The organism is Reinekea forsetii (assembly GCF_002795845.1).
Lineage (GTDB): Bacteria > Pseudomonadota > Gammaproteobacteria > Pseudomonadales > Natronospirillaceae > Reinekea > Reinekea forsetii.
The window spans coordinates 841,827-864,956 of sequence record NZ_CP011797.1 but is presented as its reverse complement, the minus strand read 5'-3'; the positions used below and the strand labels follow the sequence as shown (position 1 = coordinate 864,956).

Annotated in this window: 18 protein-coding genes; 6 read left to right on the top strand and 12 right to left on the bottom strand. The window is 51.1% G+C overall.

Annotation, left to right across the window (positions count from 1 at the left end; all coding sequences use genetic code 11):
* Positions 1-75: 75 nt before the first annotated feature.
* Positions 76-1,074: an NADP-dependent oxidoreductase gene (locus REIFOR_RS04030; protein WP_100256344.1), complete on the bottom strand. Its 999-nt coding sequence runs from the start codon at positions 1,072-1,074 to the stop codon at positions 76-78.
* Positions 1,075-1,225: 151 nt separating this feature from the next.
* Between REIFOR_RS04030 and REIFOR_RS04025 the strand changes: the two genes are divergently transcribed.
* The gene (locus REIFOR_RS04025; RefSeq protein ID WP_100256343.1) at positions 1,226-2,140 is read left to right on the top strand and encodes a LysR family transcriptional regulator; all 915 of its coding nucleotides are present in this window, start codon (positions 1,226-1,228) and stop codon (positions 2,138-2,140) included.
* Between the two features lie 27 nt (positions 2,141-2,167).
* Here the strand turns inward: REIFOR_RS04025 and REIFOR_RS04020 are convergent, their stop codons facing one another.
* Positions 2,168-3,466, bottom strand: a complete 1,299-nt coding sequence (locus REIFOR_RS04020) for an NAD(P)/FAD-dependent oxidoreductase (protein WP_100256342.1) — start codon at positions 3,464-3,466, stop codon at positions 2,168-2,170.
* A 129-nt stretch (positions 3,467-3,595) separates the two neighbouring features.
* A complete protein-coding gene (locus REIFOR_RS04015; protein WP_100256341.1) occupies positions 3,596-3,976 on the bottom strand; it encodes a DUF1294 domain-containing protein in 381 nt (126 codons plus the stop codon).
* A gap of 218 nt (positions 3,977-4,194) precedes the next feature.
* Here REIFOR_RS04015 and REIFOR_RS04010 point away from each other — a divergent pair, with 218 nt between their 5' ends.
* Positions 4,195-6,123 carry a DNA topoisomerase III gene (locus tag REIFOR_RS04010; protein WP_100256340.1) on the top strand — a complete coding sequence of 643 codons (1,929 nt, stop codon included), beginning with the start codon at positions 4,195-4,197 and terminating at the stop codon, positions 6,121-6,123.
* 51 nt (positions 6,124-6,174) lie between these two features.
* Here the strand turns inward: REIFOR_RS04010 and REIFOR_RS04005 are convergent, their stop codons facing one another.
* A complete protein-coding gene (locus REIFOR_RS04005; RefSeq protein WP_100256339.1) occupies positions 6,175-7,050 on the bottom strand; it encodes a LysR family transcriptional regulator in 876 nt (291 codons plus the stop codon).
* A gap of 116 nt (positions 7,051-7,166) precedes the next feature.
* On the opposite strand from REIFOR_RS04005, the gene REIFOR_RS04000 reads away from it, so the two are divergent.
* Both REIFOR_RS04000 and REIFOR_RS03995 read left to right on the top strand, forming a co-directional pair.
* Complete coding sequence (locus tag REIFOR_RS04000; RefSeq protein ID WP_100256338.1) at positions 7,167-7,532, top strand: DoxX family protein; 366 nt, start codon at positions 7,167-7,169, stop codon at positions 7,530-7,532.
* A 206-nt stretch (positions 7,533-7,738) separates the two neighbouring features.
* Positions 7,739-8,776 (top strand): YeeE/YedE family protein, encoded by a 1,038-nt coding sequence (locus tag REIFOR_RS03995; protein ID WP_100256337.1) that lies wholly within the window; start codon positions 7,739-7,741, stop codon positions 8,774-8,776.
* A gap of 354 nt (positions 8,777-9,130) precedes the next feature.
* Here REIFOR_RS03995 and tal read toward each other — a convergent pair whose 3' ends face one another.
* Genes tal through REIFOR_RS03980 form a run of 3 tightly spaced genes read right to left on the bottom strand, consistent with a single transcriptional unit; the run spans position 9,131 to position 12,466 of the window.
* On the bottom strand, positions 9,131-10,072 hold the full coding sequence (gene tal / locus REIFOR_RS03990) for a transaldolase (RefSeq protein ID WP_100256336.1): 942 nt from the start codon (positions 10,070-10,072) through the stop codon (positions 9,131-9,133).
* A gap of 9 nt (positions 10,073-10,081) precedes the next feature.
* The gene (locus REIFOR_RS03985; RefSeq protein WP_319418070.1) at positions 10,082-10,786 is read right to left on the bottom strand and encodes an L-ribulose-5-phosphate 4-epimerase; all 705 of its coding nucleotides are present in this window, start codon (positions 10,784-10,786) and stop codon (positions 10,082-10,084) included.
* A 9-nt stretch (positions 10,787-10,795) separates the two neighbouring features.
* Positions 10,796-12,466, bottom strand: coding sequence for a ribulokinase (locus tag REIFOR_RS03980; RefSeq protein WP_100256334.1), 1,671 nt, complete (start codon positions 12,464-12,466; stop codon positions 10,796-10,798).
* A 273-nt stretch (positions 12,467-12,739) separates the two neighbouring features.
* Between REIFOR_RS03980 and araC the strand changes: the two genes are divergently transcribed.
* Together araC and araA are read left to right on the top strand one after the other, a co-directional pair.
* A complete protein-coding gene (gene araC / locus REIFOR_RS03975) occupies positions 12,740-13,597 on the top strand; it encodes an arabinose operon transcriptional regulator AraC (protein ID WP_100256333.1) in 858 nt (285 codons plus the stop codon).
* A gap of 201 nt (positions 13,598-13,798) precedes the next feature.
* Positions 13,799-15,301 (top strand): L-arabinose isomerase, encoded by a 1,503-nt coding sequence (gene araA / locus REIFOR_RS03970; RefSeq protein WP_100256332.1) that lies wholly within the window; start codon positions 13,799-13,801, stop codon positions 15,299-15,301.
* A 389-nt stretch (positions 15,302-15,690) separates the two neighbouring features.
* On the opposite strand, the gene mmsB is transcribed toward araA, so the two are convergent.
* From mmsB to REIFOR_RS03945, 5 genes are all read right to left on the bottom strand, one after another.
* Positions 15,691-16,896, bottom strand: a complete 1,206-nt coding sequence (gene mmsB / locus REIFOR_RS03965) for a multiple monosaccharide ABC transporter permease (RefSeq protein WP_100256331.1) — start codon at positions 16,894-16,896, stop codon at positions 15,691-15,693.
* 3 nt (positions 16,897-16,899) lie between these two features.
* Entirely contained in the window at positions 16,900-18,426 is a 1,527-nt protein-coding gene (gene mmsA / locus REIFOR_RS03960) for a multiple monosaccharide ABC transporter ATP-binding protein (RefSeq protein ID WP_100256330.1), read from the bottom strand.
* 69 nt (positions 18,427-18,495) lie between these two features.
* Positions 18,496-19,554, bottom strand: a complete 1,059-nt coding sequence (gene chvE, locus REIFOR_RS03955; RefSeq protein ID WP_100256329.1) for a multiple monosaccharide ABC transporter substrate-binding protein — start codon at positions 19,552-19,554, stop codon at positions 18,496-18,498.
* Between the two features lie 1,295 nt (positions 19,555-20,849).
* Positions 20,850-21,197: a rhodanese-like domain-containing protein gene (locus tag REIFOR_RS03950; protein ID WP_100256328.1), complete on the bottom strand. Its 348-nt coding sequence runs from the start codon at positions 21,195-21,197 to the stop codon at positions 20,850-20,852.
* Between the two features lie 137 nt (positions 21,198-21,334).
* On the bottom strand, positions 21,335-23,026 hold the full coding sequence (locus REIFOR_RS03945; protein WP_100256327.1) for a glycoside hydrolase family 13 protein: 1,692 nt from the start codon (positions 23,024-23,026) through the stop codon (positions 21,335-21,337).
* Between the last annotated feature and the right edge of the window lie 104 nt (positions 23,027-23,130).

Sequence of the window (23,130 nt, the reverse complement as noted above, 5' to 3'; positions counted from 1 at the left end):
ACGCTACCCGAAGCTTGAGTAACCCTCGACGCGACCACCCTAACTGGTTGGCCGCGCCGCAAGCTTGGAGAAAGGTTACAGTCGAACGATCAACTTACCCTCATTGGCACCGCTAAAGAACAAATTCAAGCCGGTCATGGCCGATTCCAAACCGTCCAAGACATGGCTTCGGTATTGGATTTTGCCGGCCATCAGATGAGGCATCAGCAAACCCAATAGAGCTGGTGCATCCTGAAAATGATCGGGCATGGTGAAGCCCTTAATGGTCAGGCGCTTCTTGATAATATTCATCCAGTTCGGGCCCGGTGCCGGCGTAGCCGTCAGGTAGTCGGCGATATGGCCGCAGACAACGATTCGGCCATGGGCATTCATGCGCGCAAAGACCAAATTTTGAATCTCGCCGCCGGTATTTTCAAAATAGATATCAATACCATCGGGGGTCAGCGCCTCGAGCTGATCGTTCAGGTTGCCTGCTTTGTAATCGATGGCGCCATCGAAGCCCAGCTCATCGATCAGCCAAGCACACTTCTCAGCACCACCGGCGACACCGATAACCCGTAAGCCTTCAGCCTTGGCCAACTGGCCAACGATCGAGCCGACCGAACCGGCCGCTCCCGACACCACTAGAGTTTCGCCCGCCTTAGGTTGACCAATACGATAGAGGCCCTGCGTCGCGGTAAGCCCCGGCAAGGCCAGCACCGAGAGCACCAGTTCGGCCGACAACGTGGCGTCAATTTTGGTCAGGCCCGTGCCGTTGCTGAGCACCCGCTCCTGCCAGCCGAACATACCTTGGACCTGATCGCCGACGGCAAAGTCTGGGTGATTCGATTCAACGACCACACCAAAACCGGACGAGCGCATCACCGAACCCAGATCGACCGGCGGAATATAGCTATCGGTGGCCGGACTCATCCAGCCCAACATAGCCGGATCGAGCGACATATGGGTGTGCTTAATCAGTAACTCGCCCGCTCCGGGGGTAGGTATTGGCAGGTGTACAACTTCAAACAGTTCAGGGCCGATGGCGGCGCCATAAGGGCGTTTGGCCAAGTTGATTGCGGTGTAAGTCGACATAGGGTTTCTCCAAGATTACTGGGTTAAGGGGCTCAGCCCGCTCGGCTCGATGCCGGCCGAACTGTTGAAACCAGTATTACCTAGATAAATAATCAGATAAACAGCAATATAAGCGAATGTTTATTGTCTTAAAAACAACAATGGAGGTCCAATGGACCAATTAAGGGCGTTGAACTACTTTATCGCCGTCGCCGAGACGGGCAACTTTACCGAGGCGGCGCGGCGCTTCTCCGTGCCGGCCTCGTCTGTCTCGCGCCGTATTGCCGATTTAGAGCAACAGCTCGGTGCCAACCTGTTCCAGCGCTCGACTCGGGTGGTCAAGCTCACCGAGGTGGGTCGGAACTACTTAAAGCAGGTTCGGCCCCTGGTGGCCCAATTGGCGCAAACCAATGAATCGGTGCGCGCCTATCAGACGGAGCCGATGGGAATCTTGCGAATTAGTTCAATGGTCGGTTTCGGTGAGCTCATGCTGCTGCCCCTGTTGGACGAATTTGCCAAGCGTTACCCCAAGGTCATCTTGGATATCAGTTTGACCGATGAATTGTCGACCCTGAACCGGGATGATATCGATATTGCGATCCGCGGGGGCTATGCCCCAAACGAGCGTGTGGTAGCCATTAAGTTGCTCGATAATCGTTTCTTTGCGGTTGCCGCACCGACCTATCTGGCCCGGGTTGGCGTGCCCGACCATCCTGCCGAACTGCGACAGCATGCCGGACTCTATTTTCGTACTCCGACGGGACCCACCCCCTGGCTCAGCTACTTCGACCAGCAATGGCAGGATGTCTCGGCACCGGCCGTGGGCATTTCCAATAATGGCACCTGGTTGATGGCGCAGACCCTCGCCGGCGCAGGCATAGTGTTGTTGCCCAAATGGGTGACCGAGCCCTATCTGGCGCGCGGCGAACTGATTTTGCTCGACCTGCAACCGAGTGTCACCATCACTTCGCACCCGGATGCGTCGGTATTCCTGCTCTATCAAAAACACCGCTACCTGGTGCCTAAGATTAAAAGCGCGGTCGACTTCCTGGTCGACCGGATTGCCCAAACGACCGCCACCGCTTAGCCGCTTGCCGCCGGCGCAGCAGCTCGCTCAGTGCAGTTTTAGGCGCGGACGTAGCACCTTATTCAGACTATCAGACAGGATACGCAGACCGGTCTTAAACCAACCGTGCAAGGCCAGTTGATGCATTCGATAGAGGGAGACATACATAAACCGAGCGATACGACCCTCGATCAACATGGTACCACGCGTTAGATTGCCCATCAGACTGCCGACCGTCGAATAGCGACTGAGATTTACTAAGGATCCATAATCGGTATAGACATAGGCTTTTAAGGTCGTTTCGCCGGCCAATTGCAGGCGGATATTTTGGTACACATGACTGGCCATCTGGTGCGCCGATTGGGCGCGTGGTGGCACGGTCTTACCGTCCGCCATCGGGCAGGAGGCGCAGTCACCGAGGGCATAAATATGATCGTCTAATGTGGTCTGCAGGGTGGGTCGAACCTGCCATTGGTTGATGCGATTGGTTGCCAAATCGGACATGGCGGCAAACTGGTCGGGCACCTTGATGCCGGCCGCCCAGACCAGAATATCGGCATCAATTACCTGCTCATCTTTGGTCACAAAGGCACCCGGATCGGACCGGGCAACCAGGGTATTGATCTTGACATCGATACCCAGAGCCACCAACTCCTTGTGCGCCGAGGCCGAAATACGTTCCGGCAATGCCGGCAAGATCCGCGGGCCAGCCTCGATCAAGGATATTTTCAGTTGTTCCGACTTCAGTTCACTGAGGCCGTAGGCGCGCATAATATTAAAGGTATTGTGCAATTCGGCCGACAGCTCCACGCCGGTAGCACCGGCTCCGACAATGGCGATTCGGTAAACCGCATCGGCATCGCTTTGCGCCCGACCATTCAACTTCAATAGGCCGTTCAACAACTTGCGGTGGAAGCGTTCCGCCTGGCTTGGGGCATCGAGGAAAATGGCATTATCGCGCACGCCAGGGGTGCCAAAATCATTGGTCACGCTGCCCAGGGCCAGCACCAGAATATCGTAGTTCAGGGTGCGTTCGGGCAGTACCGCCTGACCTTCATCATCGCTCAGTGGCGCCAGGGTGATGGTTTTTTCACTGCGATCGATACCGCTGAGGGAACCGAGCTTAAAACGAAAATGATGGTTAAAAGCATGGGCTCTATAGCTCAGAGAATCGACCCCCATATCCAGGCTGCCACTGGCGACCTCATGCAGCAGCGGCTTCCACAGATGGCTATTGTTGCGATCGATCAGCGTTACCTCGGCTTGCTTTTTTTTGCCATAGCGTCGGCCCAACTTGGTTGCCAGCTCCAAGCCGCCGGCGCCCCCACCCACTACAATAATTCGCATAACAAGATCCTATTTAAGGTCGAAAAGTTTAGGTTGGCGCAAGTATGAAACATTGACATTAAAGTACAACCGGTCTTTTCTGGGCCCGATGGGCCGGCTAGCGAACGCTGACGCGCACGCGCGCATGACCTAAGGCTTGAACAACCACCAAAACAGTATCCCCAGATTAATCATCAGAGTGAGCCAAAAGACCACCCGAAAACGTCTTTTAATCGTCTTGTGCCGCAGCCACTGTTGCGCCAACAATGCCCCAGGCCAACCCCCGAGCAGCGCCAACAGGTGCAGCAACCGCTCCGATGTGCGCCGCCAACCTTTTTTGGCCGCATACTTGTCCCAAGCGTAAACTACAAAGGTCACCAGGCTGGCCGCGCCATAGAAATACACCAAGCCCTTGGGTAACCAGCCGAACTGATACCCCAGTGCCAGTCCACCGACGGCGAACAGGAACAGAAGCTGGGAGATCCAGCGTCTCGACCGAGGTCTATAGCGCTTATCAGGGTGGGTGCTCATATGCTGGATTGGCCTAGAAAATGGGGGGGCAAGTGCGCAGTTTAGGGCTTACGGGTTTGGAGGCAACCCTTTATTCGGCGCGCCGGGCCAAGCTGACTCAGCCTGTCCACCGGAGTATCGGCGCAAATTGTGCCTGATAAGAGATTCAGGCCTTCAAAAAGGCGCGACAATAGATTACTGTATATAAATACAGTTAATTAGTTGCGGTTTAGCCTCTGATGCGTCTCTTTATTGCGGAAAAACCCAGCCTGGGCCGAGCCATTGCCGAGGTCCTGCCCAAGCCTCTGAAAAAAGGTGAGGGCTTTGTTACCGCCGCCAATGGCGATACGGTCAGCTGGTGCATCGGTCACCTGCTCGAGTTGCAGGCGCCTGAGGCCTATAACCCAGCCTTTAAGAAGTGGTCGCATGAGCATCTGCCGATCATTCCTGAAAAGTGGTTGCTGACGCCAAAACGCAACACCAGCAAGCAACTGGGCGTCTTACGCAGCCTGGTTAAACAGGCCAGTTCACTGGTGCATGCCGGCGACCCAGACCGAGAAGGCCAGTTATTGGTCGATGAACTGATCAACTTTTTAGGCGTCAAGGGCGATAAAAAAGCTGCGGTTCAGCGCTGCCTGATCAATGATCTCAATCCAGCCGCGGTCAGTCAGGCGGTAGCCAACTTACGCCGCAATCAAGACTTTATCCCCCTGTCGACCTCCGCCCTGGCGCGCTCCCGAGCCGACTGGCTCTATGGCATCAACCTAACCCGCGCCTATACGCTGCAAGGTCAGCAAGTCGGCTATAAGGGGGTGTTGTCGGTCGGGCGGGTGCAGACTCCAGTCTTGGGTTTGGTGGTCCGACGCGATCTGGCGATAGCAGCCTTTGTCAGCCATCCCTTTTATGAAGTCTGGGCCCAATTGGCAACAGCAACCGGCGAACGCTTCAAGGCCAAATGGCAACCGAGCGCGGCCTGCCAGCCCTATCTCGATGAGCAAGGGCGCAATTTGTCGCGCGCGTTAGCCGACAATGTTGCGCGCCGGATCAGTGGCCAAACTGGCACCGTGAGTCGACTGCAACGCGAGCATAAAAAGCAGTCTGCGGCGCTGCCCTATAGTCTGTCGACTCTGCAGATCGATGCCAGCAAGGCCTTCGGCCTGAGCGCACAACAAACCTTGGATATTTGCCAAGAGTTGTACGAAAAATACCAGCTGATCACCTATCCGCGCTCGGACTGTCGCTTTCTGCCCACCGAGCATCACAGCCAGGCGGCCACCGTGGTGGCCGCCATCGAGCACAACCTGGGCCAGCTCAACGGCCAGGCCATTGCCACCCTGCCGCTTAATTTGCAGCAAAAATCTCGCGCCTGGAACGACACCAAGGTCAGCGCCCACCACGCCATCATCCCAACACTGAAACGACACAGCGGCCTCAGTAAGGCACAGGGTCAGGTCTATGGCCTGGTCAGTCGTAACTATTTGATCCAGTTTATGGCGCCCTATGAATTTGCCAGCACCGAGGTTGAGGTCAGCATTGCGGCCGGTAGCTTTATCGCCAAGGCGATAGAACCCAAGGTTGAGGGCTGGAAGCAGCTGTTTCCGAAGCGTTCGGCCAAGGCTGGCGATCCGGCTGAGGACGCTGACCAGCTGTTGCCCAACCTGACCAAGGGGCAGCTGCTGAGCTCGCTGCAGGCCGATCTGCTGGAGAAGGCCACCAGTGCGCCCAAGCCCTACAGCGACGCCACACTGCTGGCGGCCATGACTGGGATCGGAGCACACGTCAGCGATCCGGCGGTACGCAAGATTCTTAAGGATACCGATGGCTTAGGCACCGAAGCCACACGCGCCGGCATCATCGAGCTGTTGTTTAAGCGCGGTTTTCTGCTGCGCCAGGGCAAGAGCATTGTTGCCACCGATACCGGGCGTATCTTTATCACCGCCTTGCCCGATGTCGCGACGACACCCGATATGACGGCACAGTGGGAGGCCCAACTCACCGCCATCGCCGAGGGGCGTGGCCAATACCAGGCCCTAATGGACCCCTTGACTGAACAATTGCAAGCTATGACATTGGCCAGTCGCAGTGTGGTGCCGACGCAATTGAAAGGACTGGGGACGGCTAAGGTATTCGGTAAAAAGAAACGTGCGCGCAAGAAAACCAGTGCCTAACAAGCGACACATAATAACCGGCTAGGCGGCTACTGCATCGGGTCTCGGCCATTAGGGGGTGTCGGGAAAATAGTCCACCAGTCGGGTTTGCAAAAAATCCCAAAAAGTTTTAATTCGGATGGTATTGCGCAAGTCCTTATTGGCGAGCAACCAGACCTGGGAATTAAACTGGGCCGGTAATCGATAGAGTTCCTGCAGCGGCTCAGAGCGTAACTCTGGCAGCAAAGCAATACCCAAATGCTGCAGGGCACACTGGTAAGCACCGATGATCCGGTTGGTTGCAACCGGCCGCGGGTTATTCAATGTCTTTTCATTAAACCAGCGCGCCGCCGGTGAAGCGAACAGCCGATAGGGTATAACCGGCAGTCCATCAAACACATAATCTCCTGATTCGAAATTAATATTATGCGTCTGAATAAATTCCTGACTGGCAAAGAGACCCCAATGCACGTCGCGAATTTTGCGGCCTATCAGGTTGTCGGGTACTGCCGAGCTGGCCCGAATTGCGATATCGGCTTCACGATTGGAAATATTCAATGAGCGAACATCTTCCAAAATTTCAAACTCAACCTTCGGATAGCTCAACTGAAATTCGGCGATAATCGAGGGCAGTAACTCAAAGGCGATTTCACCCGGTGCCGTGATGCGAATCAGGCCACGTATTTCGGTGAGCCGTGCCTGAGACTGAAAATGTATGCTGCCCACCAACGAGGCCATTCTCCGAGCGTCGGCTAAGATGGCCTCACCCGGCTCGGTTAACAGATAACCGCTGCGGCTCGACGTGAACAACTGGCAATCTAAGTGTTCCTCCAGGCTCTGCATTTTCCGCCACACCGTCGTATGATTTACGCCCAGATGTTTGGCCGCGGCCTTAAGCGAACCGGAGTCGGCTACTGCGATGAGATATTTTAAATCATTCCAGTCCATATCCAGTACCTCTAGGTAGAAATATTGCAATTATGCAATTTAACTTTGCATTAACTATCGTATCACTGCTAATTTAAAATAGATAAGCTGGAGCTAACCTAATAAGGATTCAAACTATGAACAAAATTAAAATAAGCTTCTATGCGCTCAGTGGACTGTTTTCACTGGCCATGGCGGCGACCGCAATGGCCAAGCTGACAACCAATCCAGCCCTGGTGCAATCGTTTGATGCCATGGGATACCCACTGTTTTTAATGACCATACTCGGCGTCGCCTATCTGATTGGCATCGCTGCAATACTCCAGCCGGTCTCCGATACGCTGCGCCAATGGGGTTATGCAGGTTTCTCAGTGGCGTTAGTGGGTGCCGTAGCGTCGCATATACTCAGTGGTGATCCGATAGCCAATGCGGTTCCAGGCTTGTTTTTATTGGTTATTTTGGCTGTTACCGTGGTACTAGAACGGCAATACCGCAACCAATAAAGCGCCCCGATCGCCCAGTGCGACTGCGGTTTGTAGTTATAAATAAAGGCGCCTGAATGGGCGCCTTTTTTATGTCACCTAGTCCTAAAAACACGGACCCCAGCCGTGCATCCGAATATTCGCCCCCGCTAAATAAGTAAATAATAATATACGTGCTATATTGGTCCTTCGCATTAACCGTTCGCATCCTCGCACAGGGCCCTTAGATGACTGACTTTCTGGAACAGCTCGGGGACGATAACCTCCTAATTCTGACTGGTGTCATCGTTGGATTGCTATTTGGTGTCGCGGCGCAACAGAGCCGATTTTGTCTGCGTGCTGCTACCATCGAGTTTTGGCATGCTCACCTGGGTCCTAAGGTCGCCATTTGGTTGCTGGTCTTTTCAACCGCCCTGGTATTGACCCAGTTGCAGTTCAGTCTCGGCACTCTATCGCCCGATTCGATCCGCCAACTCACCGGTACTGGGTCGCTTTCCGGCGCGATCGTGGGCGGCCTGATGTTTGGCGCAGGCATGATTTTAGCCCGAGGCTGTGCCAGCCGACTGCTGGTGCTGTCGGCGACCGGGAATATGCGCGCCCTAACCACCGGCCTAATAGTCACCATTATCGCGCAAGCGGCCTATACCGGCATATTATCACCGCTGCGCGAATGGATTACTGCTTGGTGGCTTATTTCCGGCAATGTCCGAAATCTAGCCTTTTATCTGCCCAATGGTGCGCCGTTTATGGTTTCGCTGCTGCTTATGGCATTTAGCATTTTGATTACCCTACGCAATCGCCTCTCTACCAAGGTGATCGGCTATTCGGTGCTCACCGGATGTTCAATTGCGCTGGGCTGGTTGATGACCAGCTGGCATGCCTCTTGGTCGTATGAAATCGTCAAGATCCAATCGGTCACCTTCACTGGCCCTTCCGCCGATACCCTGATGGCCGTGATTACCTCGCCGACTCTTCCGCTTAACTTCGGGACCGGACTGGTACCGGGCGTTTTTCTGGGGTCCATGCTGGCGTCGCTTGTAACCAAGGAATTCCAGCTGGAAGCCTTTACCGCTGACACCGGTATGATTCGCTATCTCATCGGCGCACCCCTGATGGGCTTCGGTGGCATGTTGGCGGGGGGCTGTGCGGTCGGTGCTGGGGTCACCGGTGGTGCCGTGCTGTCACTGACATCCTGGACTGCGCTGCTGTTTATGTGGCTCGGTGCCGGTATGACCGATCGTCTGATAATGAGGACACAAACTTAGAGGCCCAAATTACCGAGGGCATCTTCTGGTAGGTAAAGGGATTTGGGGGCACGGGCAAGGCTGCAAATTGAATCGTCAGGCAGTTCACGCGACTGCCTGATAAAAACTGCGTTCAGGCCGATGACTTTAACCCAGCTTGCGATAGCCGATCAGGCCGCCGGCAAGGTATCCCTGTTGGGACAAGCCCTTTCATTTACAACTTCGGGGTAAAACTAAATTAAAAGTGTGTCCAATTCATAAAGGATTAGTTTGGAGTATGGGAGCGAGGCGAGTTTATTCGGGGCTTGTCTGAGGACCGCCGAGCCCTCACTCGCTTTGCGGTCTCAGGTAATGACTCGGCTGTTGCAGGCTTTTTTACAAAGTCCGAATCATTATACTTAGGGTTTTGTAGTCCTTATCAAACTGACGGATGCCTTCGGCCAGTTTTTCATGGGCCATTTCGTCGTTATTCATAGCCAATCGGAAAGCGGCTTCGGAGCTGTCGATGGTCGCTGGAGATTGAATGCTTTGGTCGCTCAGCGCGCAGGTTAAATGACCTTCAATCTGACCCAGTTCTTGTAACAGGGCAGGGCTGATTGTCAGTCGATCACAGCCAGACAGATCGGTGATCTGTTTAATCGAACGAAAACTGGCGGCCATTACCACTGTTGGGTATTTGTGACTTTTGAAATAGTGGTAAATCTGCTGTACCGACGCAACACCTGGGTCGGCTTGTGTGGCAAAGTCAGCACCGCCACGCTGCTGGTACCAGTCATAGATACGGCCGACAAAGGGTGAAATCAAATAGACGCCGGCTTCTGCTGCCGCAACTGCCTGCACCAGATTGAACACTAGGGTAAGGTTACAACGAATGCCTTCCTGCTCCAATTTTTTAGCCGCTTGAATACCTTCCCAGGTTGAGGCCAGCTTAATGAGCACGCGTTCTTTTGCCACGCCATGTTGCGCATAAAGGGCAATCAGCTGTCGGGCTTTGGCGATCATGGCCGGGGTATCGAAGGACAATACTGCGGCGACTTCGGTTGATACTACGCCCGAAACCAGTTTGCTTAGCTCGACGCCAAAGGCGACCGAGATGCGATCGATGGCGTCGTCTTGCCAGTCGTCCGGGTTTTCTAGACGAGCGGCGGCGACAGCTGATTGCACGAGCGACTGATAGTCCGCCATCTGGGCGACTTTTAGGATCAACGAAGGGTTGGTGGTCACATCTCGAGGCTGATACTGGCGGATTAGGGAAAAGTCACCGGTGTCGGCAACCACTGTCGATAATTCTTTTAACTGTTCTAAAAGGTAGGCCATATTAATCTTTCACTTCTCCGAAGGTTTAGAGCTCGTCTGCCCGTAATAAGCATTCTTGCCATGTTTACGCAGATAATGTTTATTCAGTAGCGCTTGATTAATGCGCCGGACATTGGGATTAATCAACAGGGTGTTCAGCGCCATTTTTGCCACCTCTTCGATCACCACGGCATTGTGTACAGCATTCTTGGGCGTTTCGCCCCAGGCGAAGGGCGCATGCTCGCGCACCAACATACCAGGAATGGCCAAGACGTCGTCGACAGTTAGATGCTCAAGCATGACCAGACCGGTATTTCTTTCATAGTCGGTAGCAATTTCGGCATCGGTCAGGGCACGTGCGCAGGGTATATCGCCGAAAAAATAGTCGGCATGGGTCGTGCCCAGTGCCGGTATCGCGGCACCGGCTTGGGCCCAGGCGGTAGCCGCAGCAGAGTGAGTATGCACCACACCGCCAATAGCGGGACAGTTTTGGTACAAGACCAGATGCGTTGCCGTATCCGAAGAAGGCTTTAGGCCACCTTCAAGCACGTCACCGGAGAGATTCAACACAACCATATTTTCCGGCGACAAATCGGCGTAGGCCACACCACTGGGTTTGATCACGACCAGGCCCAACTCACGGTCGATACCGCTGACATTGCCCCAGGTAAATGTCACCAAACCGTATTGCTGCAAAGCCATATTAGCCTCGTATACGGCGGTTCTTAATGCCATCACTAACATCTACTTGCCCTGCCCTTGGTTATGGCTGGCCACCACTTGTGCTTCAACCAACGCAGCCTGTTGCAGATATTGCTGATAGCGCTGCTGATAAACATCACTGGTGGCCCTGCGAGGTTCGTAAAGCTTTTCGGTTTTACTGGCCAGATTCAGCTGGGCCTGTTCAATAGTCGGATACAGTCCGGCGGCGACTGCGCTACAGATGGCTGCCCCCAGGGCGCAACACTGTTCGGAAGCCTTCACTTCGATAGGTTTGTTTAAGACATCGGCACACAATTGCATCACCGCTGGCGACTTTTTCGAAATACCGCCGATGGCAATCACCTTATTGATGGCAACGCCTTGCTCTTCAAAACACTCGTTTATTTTTTTTGCACCGAAGGCGGTAGATTCAACAACAGCGTGGAACAGGTCCAGGGTCTGAGTGCTGAGGTCCATATTAAAAAATGCAGCCTTAAGCCGTTGGTTGGCATGCGGTGTACGACGGCCATTAATCCAGTCCAACGCAACCGGCTTACTCTCGTTAATCTGGTAGTTTTCCAGCGCCACACCAAGCTTGCTCAACAGCGCCTTTTCGATACTCTCGACAGTAGTAGCCGGCAGATCGGCATTGAGCACCGGCCACATCAGTAAGTTTTTAAACCAGGCATAGTAGTCACCGAAGGCAGACTGTCCGGCTTCCAAACCGATCTTGCCCGGGACAACCGAGCCGTCGACCTGACCGCAAATACCATCAATGCAACGGTCACCCAAACTGCTATAGGTTGCCGTCACAATGTCGCAAGTGCTGGTGCCGATGACCTTAACCAGTTCGTTATCTTGCGCCCCTGCACCGACCGCTCCCAAATGACTGTCAAACGCACCGACCGCAACGACGACGTCATCACTTAGACCCAGGTTGGCGGCCCATTCGCTATTGACCCGGCCGACGGACTGATCGCTGGTATAGGTGGTATCACCAATATTATCCTTAACCGCTGACAATTTGAGATCAAGTGTGGCAAAAAATTTATTTTCCGGTAAACCGCCCCAAATTTCGTTCCACAACAGTTTGTGGCCACTGGCACAACGTGACCGCTTGAGAAATTTAGGTGAGGTGGTGCCGGTCAAAACAGCTGGAATCCAATCACACATTTCGACAAAACTATGTAACGACTTGGTCACCTGAGGGTTACGGCGGATGACCCGCAACAACTTTGCCCAATACCACTCAGAGGAATAACTGCCGCCGACAAAGCGGGTAAAGTCGGTCGACCAATTTTTCGCCGCCAGGGTGATTTCTTCTGCTTCATCGATCGAAGTATGGTCCTTCCAGAGGATAAACATAGCATCTGGATCGGTTTTAAATTCATCGCGCAACGCTAGGGCCATGCCATAGCGGTCGATCGCTATCGGGGTCGAACCGGTGGTGTCTATGCCGATGGCGCGAATGCCGGCAAACACGGCGTCACCCACTTCCGCTTTGAGGGAAACGGCTGCCTCGGTCATTGCCGCTAAAATATCGGCTGGGTGTTGGCGGTACTGTTGTATTTCTGGTTTACAGAACTCACCTTTGGCCCATTGCTGGAAATAACTAACGGCCTCACCAACCTCTTCGCCGGTCACTGCGTTAACCACTAACCAGCGAACCGAATCGGTGCCAAAGTCTATGCCTGCGACATACTGTGTGGTCATCTAATATCTTCCTTTTGTAGTTGTTTTACGAATCCCTGTTACTTTGCCTATGTATGGATCTTATCGTTATAGATAATTGTGCTATTTATATTAATTATCGTCGCCACATTATCGAAAGCTTTTGCTAACATAAGCACAAAATAAGCATAAGTGGTTGATTTTAATATGGTTATTTAAAATAAAGCCATTTTCCTGTTAGTTAGATCAGAAACAAGACTTTTCCTATAAACATGGATATATTAACTGGACATCGACAACAATAAGACGCAAGCGATGACAGACGAAAATTTAGACCCTCTTAAACCAGGGTATCCCTTTAATGCGCATCTCGTTTCGGGCATCACACCGATAGTGAAGGGTGATGAGCTCGATTTTTGGATTGACCGGCCTAAAGGCCTGAAGGGTATTATCCTCAATCTAACGGTATCTGGTGCCGGCCTGGTATTTCCGGGTACGCCGCAGGAGCAGACTGTCCGATCCGGTAATCTGATGTTAATCCCGGCCGGGACCAAACACGATTACGGCCGGCATCCGGATTTTCACAACTGGTACCATCGCTGGGTCTATTTTAGACCTCGGGCGACCTGGATGGATTGGCTGAAGTGGACTAAAACCCATAATGGCGTCGGCTTTCTTGACTTAGAAGAGTGCAAAACATGCGAGGCCTTACCGATCATTGAGCCGTTATTTCAGTCCATCGATCAAAGTTGCAAAACGCACTCGATTGTCGCCGAAGAACTGAGTTTGAATTTACTAGAGCAGGTCCTCATTCGCTGTCGGGAATACGACAACGCCCGCCCAAAATTGCCGGTTGATCATCGGATCTTACGCGTCTGCCAATTTATTAATGAGAACCTCTCCAAGGAGCTTTCTGTTGAGGAACTCTCGCGCGTCGCCTGCATGTCCAATTCACGCTTCTCGCACCTGTTTAAGAAGCAATTAGGAGTATCCGTACGGCAGTGGATTGAAGATCAGCGAATCAGCCTGGCGCGCCAATTGTTAATCACCACAGACCTGGCTGTTAATCAGATTTCCGGTTATCTGGGTTATCAGGATGCGCTCTACTTTTCCAGGGTCTTTAAGAAGAACCTGGGCGTAAGTCCGCGTGATTTCCGCCAAACGCATTTATAAAACTCAACACCCGATATGTAGGCACTGAAAGAGACATGATTGTCCATAAAGTAGTTCGGATTCGCCATTTATTAATCGATGCTCAAGCGCCACTATTAATATTATTCGAAGGTTCGGTCCGTCTATTATCAAGACTTTAGGCACGGGCCAATTTTCAAGCGAAATGCTGAACACCCTAAATCTGTTTTAGTAGGAGTTATCATGTCAATTGAACCAAATGCCAAGGTCTGGTTTGTTACCGGCTCACAACACCTTTACGGTGAAAAGGTACTAAATCAGGTCAATGTCAACAGCCAGGAGATTGCGCTGGGTCTGTCGAACAGTGAGCACATCAGTACCGAAGTCGTGTTCAAGCCCACTGTGACGACACCGTCAGAAATTACCCGGATGTGCCAGGAAGCCAATATGGACGATTCCTGCATCGGCATTATTTTCTGGATGCACACCTTTTCACCGTCGAAGATGTGGATCGATGGGTTATTGAAATTGCAAAAGCCCTGGATGCACCTGCACACACAATTTAATGTTGAATTACCATGGCATGAAATTGATATGAATTTTATGAACCTTAACCAGAGTGCTCACGGTTGTCGTGAATTTGGTTTTATCGGCACGCGTCTCGGCATCGACCGCCATGTTGTCGCGGGGCATTGGCAAACTGCTAAAGTGCAACAGCGTGTCGGTACTTGGGTCCGTGTGGCTACTGCCTGGTCTGCGTGTCAAACGCTGAAAGTCGCCCGCTTTGGTGACAATATGCGTCAGGTCGCTGTGACCGAGGGTAATAAGGTTTCCGCCCAAATTCAGTTTGGTTATGAAGTTCATGCCTACAGCTTGGGCGCCTTAACGGCTTATATCAATGCGGTCAGCGATGCCGATGTGGCTAGCCTGGTCGACGAATACGTCACCCTCTACAACTTAGGATTCTCCTTAACTGAAGATGCCCATAAGGCTGAGATGTTGCGAAATGAAGCGCGCCTGGAATTAGGCCTGGAACGCTTCTTAATCAATCATCAGTGCGGCGCATTTACCAACACTTTTGAGGATCTGACCGGAATGTCCAACCTTCCTGGTTTGGCAACACAAAGACTGATGGCAAAGGGTTACGGTTACGGCGGCGAAGGGGACTGGAAAACAGCGGCAATGGTCCGCATCATGAAGGTTATGTCCCAGGGTTTAACCGGCGGTACCTCGTTTATGGAAGACTACACCTACCATTTCGGCGAAAATGGTCAGGTGCTTGGCGCCCATATGCTGGAAGTATGCCCATCGATTACCGACCAAAAGCCGATCCTCGATGTCCATCGCCATACCATTGGGTGCAAAGCAGATATTGCCCGCCTGAAGTTTACTGCAGCGAGCGGTCCGTCCATCAATGTCACGACAATCGATCTGGGCAATCGCTTCCGAATGATCGTTAACAAACTGGAAACAGTACAACCGCCGCAGCCACTGGTGAACTTACCTGTTGCGCACGCGTTGTGGAATCCATTACCGAGTCTGGAAACATCGGCTGAAGCTTGGATTCTAGCCGGCGGTGCCCACCACTCGTCTTACAGTCAGGCGATAACACCGGAAATGATGGAACTGTTTGCCAGCATGGCCGGCATCGAAGTTTGTGTCATCGACGAACTGACCACGATCCGGCCCTTTAAAGAACAACTGCGCAATAACGACCTCTATTTCAATGGCAGGATTCGTCAATAGTTCTTGAGTCCTCATACCCACTTATTGTTGAGAAGCTTGGCGCCCTAGGGTGCCTTTTTTTGCCTGTAGGAAGGTGAACGTCGAGGCTTCGTGCAATTCCTAATTCGTCCAGAAACCCTTCAAAACCTTGATCCATGGCGCATTACTGTTGCAGTCGTCATTCCAGTGCACTCAAGGTTGCACAACCAAAAGTCTCTTTGCCGGGCCGAGTGGCCCAACCTAGGTTGATGGGCCGGGCATTAATTGATCGGCCCGGCGACAAAAGCTAAACCGAGTCTAGAGCGTAGTGTTCAATTAAGCTTGCACACTAATATCGGTAACCAAGCTCAAAAAAACATCCAAAAAAAGCCAGCATGAGCTGGCTTTGTTATATATCTGGAACTAAATCATCAAGCAGACTTGTTCTTGTTATGGACGTCAAAGATCACTGCAGCTAATAACACCAAGCCTTTGATTACTTGCTGCCAATCGATACCCACACCCATGATCGACATGCCGTTATTCATCACGCCCATAATAAAGGCACCGATGACCGCACCAATAATCTTACCGACACCGCCCTGCATAGACGCGCCACCGATAAAGACCGCCGCAATAACATCCAATTCGAATGCTAGGCCAGCTTTCGGCGTGGCGGTATTCAACCGTGCGGCAAAGACCAGCCCGGCCAACGCGGCCAACACCCCCATATTAACAAATGTCAGAAACGTCAGGCGCTTGGTGTTGATACCAGACAGCATGGCCGCCTTCTCATTACCGCCAATAGCGTAGATGCGTCGACCGATAGTGGTATTGTTGGTAATTAAGGTATAGAGGCAAATTAGCAGGGCCATAATAATCAGAACGTTAGGCAGGCCTTGATAGGTCGACAACAGATAAATCAGGTAGCTGACTGCAACAGTCAATAGCAGGTTTTTAATTACAAATACCTGCATTGGTTCGACTGCCAATTGATGCGCCTGTTGCTTAAGGCGCGAGCGGTAGCTGGCGATAGTCATGAATATCGCGGCACCGACACCGAGTATAAAGGATGTCATGTGGAATCCGTCGAAGTTAAAGAAGTCAGGAATAAAACCAGAGCTGAGCTTCTGGAACACCTCGGGGAATGGACCCACCGACTGACCATTCAATAAAGCTAGGGTTAAGCCTTTGAACACTAACATACCGGCCAGCGTCACAATAAAGGCGGGAATCCGATAGTAAGCGATCCAATAGCCTTGCGCCGCGCCGATAATACCACCGGCAACCAAACAGACGAGTACGGTCGGGAAGTAATGCCAGTTATAATTGACCATCAGGACGGCCGCCAGGGCGCCAATGAAACCGACCACGGAGCCGACCGACAAGTCGATATGACCACCTACAATGACTAACAACATGCCCACAGCCATAATAATGATATAGCTATTTTGCAATATCAGATTAGTCAGGTTCAGGGGCATCAATAACACCCCATGGGTTAGAAACTGAAAAAAGCCCATGATCACTACGAGCGCGATTAACATGCCGAACTCACGGATATTGCCTTTCAAGAAACTCATAGATTGCTGATTTTCGTCGGACTTTTCAGGACTCGAAACTGTTTGCTTAGACATGGGTTATCTCCCCGCCTGTAGGATTTTTGACATAATAGCTTCTTGTGAAGCCTCTTCGCGTGTCATCTCAGCGATAATTTCGCCTTCGTTCATGACATAAATTCGATCACACATACCCAGCAACTCCGGCATTTCAGATGAAATCATCAGCACGCCCTTACCCTGCGCTGCCAGACTGTCAATAATGCCGTAGATCTCGTATTTGGCACCGACATCAATACCGCGAGTCGGTTCATCCAAAATAAGAATTTCCGGATTAGCGAATAGCCACTTCGATAAAACAACCTTCTGTTGATTACCGCCGGACAGATTGATAGTTTTTTGGTAAATACTTGGGCACTTGATATTTAGGTCACGTTGGAAAGTCTTGGCTGTATTGGCTTCGAGGTTTTCATCAATCACACCACGCTTCGAGACCTGTTCGAGATTGGCCAAGGTTATGTTTTTCTTGATGTCCTCCATGAGCACCAGACCATAGTTCTTACGGTCTTCGGTGACGTAGGCCAATCCACTTTTAACAGCGGCGCCGACATTTTTTAATTGCAGCTCTTTGTCGTGCAAAAAAACCTGACCCGATATTTTCTGACCATAGGACCGCCCAAAGACACTCATGGCCAACTCTGTGCGGCCTGATCCCATCAAGCCTGCGACACCCACAATTTCACCACGCCTTACATTCAGACTGGCATTTTTAACCACCTGCCGCTCAGAATTTTGATGATGGAAGACATTCCAGTTTTTAATTTCAAAAACTTTTTCGCCGATTGTCGATGTCTTAAGGGGGAAACGATCTTCGAGTGCCCGACCCACCATATGCCGAATAATTTCAGCTTCTTCGATGGGTTGCTCCAGACAATTGAGAGTCTTAACCGACGCACCGTCACGGATCACCGTGACCGTATCAGCTACTTTACGAATTTCATTGAGCTTGTGTGAAATCAAGATGGACGCGATACCCTGGGCCTTAAATTCTAACAACAACGCCAAGAGGGCATCACTATCTTTTTCATTGAGGCTGGCCGTCGGCTCATCGAGGATTAACAACTTGACGTTTTTAGACAACGCCTTAGCGATCTCGACCAACTGTTGCTTACCCACACCTATATCGATAATCAGCGTATCGGGTGAATCCGATAATCCGACCTTCTTCAGTAAATTCTTGGTTTTATTAAAGGTTTTTTGCCAATTAATAACACCACGATGATCTTGTTCATTGCCCAGGAATATATTCTCGGCAATTGACAGTTGTGGCACCAGCGTGAGCTCCTGGTGAATAATAATGATGCCTTTCTTTTCACTGGCAGCGATGGAGTCAAAAGATTGGACTTCGCCTTCAAACACTATATCGCCGGTATAGGAGCTAGCGGGATGAACTCCGCTCAATACTTTCATCAAGGTTGACTTACCTGCGCCATTTTCCCCGACCAGAGCGTGGATTTCACCTTGCTTAACTGAAATACTCACATTGTCCAGCGCTTTAACGCCAGGGAAGACCTTACTGATGCCTTTCATTTCTAAAATGGCATTCATGTGGAAACCTCTTTATGCACACCATGAACAAAAAAGAAACCCGACCGAGCGGCCGGGTAGGATCCGTTCTTAGAACTGGCTCTTTTTGTAGTAACCACCGCCTAACAGCACGTCTTCCCAGTTAGAGACGTCAACGCTGACTGGCTTCAACAGGTAAGAAGGGATTACCTTAACGCCATTATCATAAGTCTTGGTGTCATTGATTTCAGGAGTAGTACCCTTGAAGATAGCATCAACCATGCTGACGGTAACACGGGCTAACTCACGAGTGTCTTTGAATACGGTAGAGGTTTGTTCACCGGCGATCATTGACTTAACAGACTGCAATTCAGCATCTTGACCAGTAATGACGGGCATCGGGATACTCGCACTGCCATAACCAACACCTTTCAATGATGAAATTACACCGATGCTCAAGCCATCATAGGGTGACAAGATCGCATCAACACGACCACCTGAATAGTAAGCGCTTAGCAGGTTATCCATGCGAGCTTGGGCCACTGCGCCATCCCAACGTAAGGTAGAAACCTTATCCATGCCTACCTGACCACTTTGTACGACCAAAGTGCCCTTATCGATGTAAGGCTGTAATACAGACATAGCACCGTTATAGAAGAAGTAAGCGTTGTTATCATCTGGTGAACCACCAAACAATTCAACATTGAAAGGGCCCTTACCAGCGGCTAAACCCAAGGCTTTTTCGATATATTCAGCCTGCAACACACCTACTTGGAAATTATCAAAGGTTGCATAATAGTCGACATTGGCTGAGTCACGGATCAAACGGTCATAGGCTACAACCTGGATACCGCGGTCTGCAGCTTGCTGGAGTGCGGTAGACAGTGTTGTACCATCGATGGCGGCAATAACCAACACATCAACACCACGCACAATCATGTTTTCAATTTGCGACAGCTGTGTAGGGATATCATCATCGGCATATTGCAGCAAAGTGTTGTAACCAGCTGACTTAAATTGACCGACCATGCTGTCGCCATCGGAGATCCAACGCGCCGAAGACTTAGTTGGCATAGAGATACCGACCAAGTCCTTAGCCATAGCAATACTCGGCATTACAGCCATGCACGCCACAATGGCGACGGCGGTTAGAGTTTTGAATTTATTCATTGTAAATCTCCTGCAGTGCATTGATTTCACCTATCTAGGATTATCGTGACACTTATAGTGTTGTTATAAAGGAAAATGTTTTATGGCCAAGAACTCCTAAGCAGCAAGTTTTCAGCTCATGATTTGTAGTGTACTAGGCTATCTTCTAAAAAATATATCCACCCCTATAACGTAGCTATTTTATCCATTAATTCAGCAATTAATGGTCGACTAATCCAGATCTCAAGGACCTTTAGCGCCTTATTTCACTCGAAATCAACTCACATTAGTTCGGCTCGAAGAATGCGCTACAGCCATACAGTCGTTTGTTATAGCAGGAATATCCATACCTTCGCTCTATTTTTACCGGTTGAACTGAATTCAACATACCTAATGCAGACTAATTACCCGAAGGGATGGAAAGTGAATATTCACGGTTGGTTGCAAAACACTGGAGACTTTGCCATTTGAGTTGTTTAGAGTTCTTGTTATGGCTTGATTTCAGACTATCTGGGTGACAAGTGAAGGATGGTCGGTAGCTGAGGTCTTAGATCCGTTTGACAATGGCTGAGCGCTCGAATGCCCTGCACTTTGAGTAAAGTCTGCAACAGCCGCCCTATATTCTATTTATCCACCACTGATACTATTTTTTTCCCAAATTTGGCGCAGAGCCCCAAAAAATAAAGCAAAAATGTCAAAAAAATAAACACCTACTCATTGCACTAGACCTGTCACGGCCTGCCCCATCCTTATGATTTTTTATGAGAACGGCATGTTATCAGGCATTACCAACTTTCCACAACTCTTACACCTTAATTCCAGGACGGCCTAAAACCCTAGACCAGCGCCAGTTCAAATAGCTAGCATGTTCTTCGCCGGGCAAGTTGTATTACTCACAATGCACCCGCATGAATTTTTTCAAATTGCGGTTCCAGCTGAATTCGCTATGAGGGGTACAAACCTATAGTCTGGATGTCATTCCCCTAGCAACCAACACCAACTCGGATGAAGACGATATATGGTTTAATCTTAGCTTCGAGATGATAGCAAGCATCACAGTGACCTTTTCACTAACCAACTTGACGGCTAATGGTAAAGGCACCAAAGGCAATATCTAGGGGCCAGAGCCAGCTAAGCTTACATAATTGACCTTAGGCTTGATTGGTTTGGGTCCAGCGCGCTGCCGCAGCGCCAAATGCACAAAGCACAAAGCACAAAGCACAAAGCACAAAGCACAAAGCACAAAGCACAAAAAAACCACGCCTGAGCGTGGTTTTTTTGTCTGGCGAAAAGCCAGCTAATTCAGGTTCGGGTATTCAGCCTAACTGTCGATAGCCGATCAGGCCGCCGGCAATAAAGCGCGCATTGACATAGCCCATGTTGCGCAGGGTAGCCGCTGACAAGGCGCCACGGTTGTTGGCATTGCAATAACAGAGTAACTGGGTGGTCAGATCCGGAATTAACCCTTCGACATTCATTTCCAATTTGCCGCGACTGATGTGCACCGAGCCATCAATGTGATCGGCATCGTGCTCTTCCTTATCTCGAATATCCAGTGCGACCGCGCCACTGGCGATCAATTCATCGACCTGAGCCGGGGTGACTTCCTGGACAGAGGCACGGGCGGTGTCGGCAAGTTGTTGGAATTTTTCGGTGTAGGCCATAGAGTCAATCTCGTCTGTGAGTTAAAACACGAAAATAACCTTATATTAGATAAATGTAAAGTACCATTAAACCTGATTGTCCGCAGTGCCGCCCGAGCCCCAACAATAGCGGCTGGGACGGCTGCTGAGCAACGGCCTCAGTCTGAACTTATATCTAAAACCAGAGCCTGATAGGGCTGCAGCAGCACTGACTGGACCTGTTCAACCTGATCGGAATAGTTATTCACAACCTGCTGCTGGACGGCGGCCTGGTAATGTCGGGTCAGTGCCGCGCCGGTGAAGTTCGCAATCACCAATATCTTTTTATTGCCGAAGGTCCGGCTGTAGGCAAAAACCTCGGCATCTTCGGGATCGATCAACTCAAATTGGCCGTAGACCAACACATCCCCATATGCCTCACTCTCACGCAGCTTGATCAGGTTTTGGTAGTGATAGAAAACCGAGTCTGGGTCGGCGTAAGACACCTCAGCATTAATGTTAGGGTAATTGGGGTTTACCGCCAGCCAAGGCTCCGTTGTGCTGAAACCCGCGTATTGCTCGGCATTCCATTGCATCGGCACCCGGGCATGATCGCGCGAAAAGGTATTCAGATAGTCCATCGCCTGGGTTTCAGAGATGCCGCGAGCGATCATCTTCTGATAATGAAATTTGGCCATCAGATCGTTAAATTCGTCGATGGCGTGGAATGTCTTATTGGTCATGGCCAACTCTTCACCCTGATAAACATAGGGTGTGCCACTCATCATATGCAGAACCGTGCCGAGCATCTTGGCGCTGCGGTTGCGTAACGCGTCGGAGTCATCACCATAGCGGGAGACTGGCCGCGGCTGATCGTGGTTGCTCCAGTACAGGCTGTTCCAGCCTTTGCCCTGCAGTTGCGTTTGCCATTTATTCATAATGGCCTTGTATTCGACCAGGTTAAAATCCTTTTTAACGGCGTTGTGCTCTTCACGGTCGATACTGACGTGTTCAAAATGGAAAATCATCGACAGTTCGTTACGCGCTGGATTGGAGTAAAACTGGCCGTCCAAGGGGGTGGTAAAAGGCGTTTCACCCACCGTCAGCACGTCATAATGCTGCAAGACCTGATCGTGCATTTCGCGCAGATATTGATGACACAGGCCGTTATTGGCCCAATGCTCCCAACCGGCCACGCCCTGATCAAAGATGCTCGCATCCGGATAGTCGGCCGGCTTGCCAATCATATTAATCACATCCATACGGAAGCCACCCAGGCCCTTTTTAAGCCAGAAGTGCATCATCTGGTAGATGGCATCCCGTACTTCCGGGTTGGCCCAATTCAGATCGGGCTGCTTCTCGCTAAACAGATGCAAATAATACTGCTCACTCGAGACGTCGAACTCCCAGGCCTTGGGGGTAAAGAACGATTCCCAGTTGTTGGGCTCGGAGCCATCGGCCTTGGCATCTTTCCAGATATACCAGTCGCGCTTGGGGTTATCGATACTGCTCTTGGATTCAATAAACCAAGGGTGTTGATCGGAGGTATGGTTAACCACCAGATCCATAACGATCTTGATGCCACGCTGCGCCGCCTGCGCGATCAATCTGTCCATATCGGCCATGGTGCCGAATTCGGGCGCGATGGCGCAATAGTCGGAAATATCGTAACCGTTATCGTCCATCGGCGACTGGAAGACCGGGCTCAGCCAGATGATCTTCGCGCCGAGCTGCTTAATATGGTCCAACTTGGCAATGATCCCCGGTATATCTCCGATGCCGTCGCCATTGCTGTCATTGAAGCTGCGTGGGTAAATTTGATAGACGACGGCGTTGTGCCACCACTGACGTTGAATAATTGCTGGATTCATATCGGGCTCCTAACCGGTCAGACCCCGCGGGGACAGACCGAACTGTTGTTTTATCGGACGGGTGCTTAATCGATGCCTGTCAGCATAGCTTGGGCAGCAGGCTT

Coding starts and splice junctions, on each gene's coding strand:
- chvE (WP_100256329.1), bottom strand. CDS start 19,554: ATGAATAAATTCAAAACTCTAACCGCCGTCGCCATTGTGGCGTGCATG.
- araC (WP_100256333.1), top strand. CDS start 12,740: ATGACAGACGAAAATTTAGACCCTCTTAAACCAGGGTATCCCTTTAAT.
- REIFOR_RS03945 (WP_100256327.1), bottom strand. CDS start 23,026: ATGAATCCAGCAATTATTCAACGTCAGTGGTGGCACAACGCCGTCGTC.
- REIFOR_RS04000 (WP_100256338.1), top strand. CDS start 7,167: ATGAACAAAATTAAAATAAGCTTCTATGCGCTCAGTGGACTGTTTTCA.
- REIFOR_RS04005 (WP_100256339.1), bottom strand. CDS start 7,050: ATGGACTGGAATGATTTAAAATATCTCATCGCAGTAGCCGACTCCGGT.
- REIFOR_RS03950 (WP_100256328.1), bottom strand. CDS start 21,197: ATGGCCTACACCGAAAAATTCCAACAACTTGCCGACACCGCCCGTGCC.
- REIFOR_RS04010 (WP_100256340.1), top strand. CDS start 4,195: ATGCGTCTCTTTATTGCGGAAAAACCCAGCCTGGGCCGAGCCATTGCC.
- REIFOR_RS04030 (WP_100256344.1), bottom strand. CDS start 1,074: ATGTCGACTTACACCGCAATCAACTTGGCCAAACGCCCTTATGGCGCC.
- REIFOR_RS03980 (WP_100256334.1), bottom strand. CDS start 12,466: ATGACCACACAGTATGTCGCAGGCATAGACTTTGGCACCGATTCGGTT.
- tal (WP_100256336.1), bottom strand. CDS start 10,072: ATGGCCTACCTTTTAGAACAGTTAAAAGAATTATCGACAGTGGTTGCC.
- mmsB (WP_100256331.1), bottom strand. CDS start 16,896: ATGTCTAAGCAAACAGTTTCGAGTCCTGAAAAGTCCGACGAAAATCAG.
- REIFOR_RS04025 (WP_100256343.1), top strand. CDS start 1,226: ATGGACCAATTAAGGGCGTTGAACTACTTTATCGCCGTCGCCGAGACG.
- araA (WP_100256332.1), top strand. CDS start 13,799: ATGTCAATTGAACCAAATGCCAAGGTCTGGTTTGTTACCGGCTCACAA.
- REIFOR_RS03995 (WP_100256337.1), top strand. CDS start 7,739: ATGACTGACTTTCTGGAACAGCTCGGGGACGATAACCTCCTAATTCTG.
- mmsA (WP_100256330.1), bottom strand. CDS start 18,426: ATGAATGCCATTTTAGAAATGAAAGGCATCAGTAAGGTCTTCCCTGGC.
- REIFOR_RS04015 (WP_100256341.1), bottom strand. CDS start 3,976: ATGAGCACCCACCCTGATAAGCGCTATAGACCTCGGTCGAGACGCTGG.
- REIFOR_RS04020 (WP_100256342.1), bottom strand. CDS start 3,466: ATGCGAATTATTGTAGTGGGTGGGGGCGCCGGCGGCTTGGAGCTGGCA.
- REIFOR_RS03985 (WP_319418070.1), bottom strand. CDS start 10,786: ATGGCATTAAGAACCGCCGTATACGAGGCTAATATGGCTTTGCAGCAA.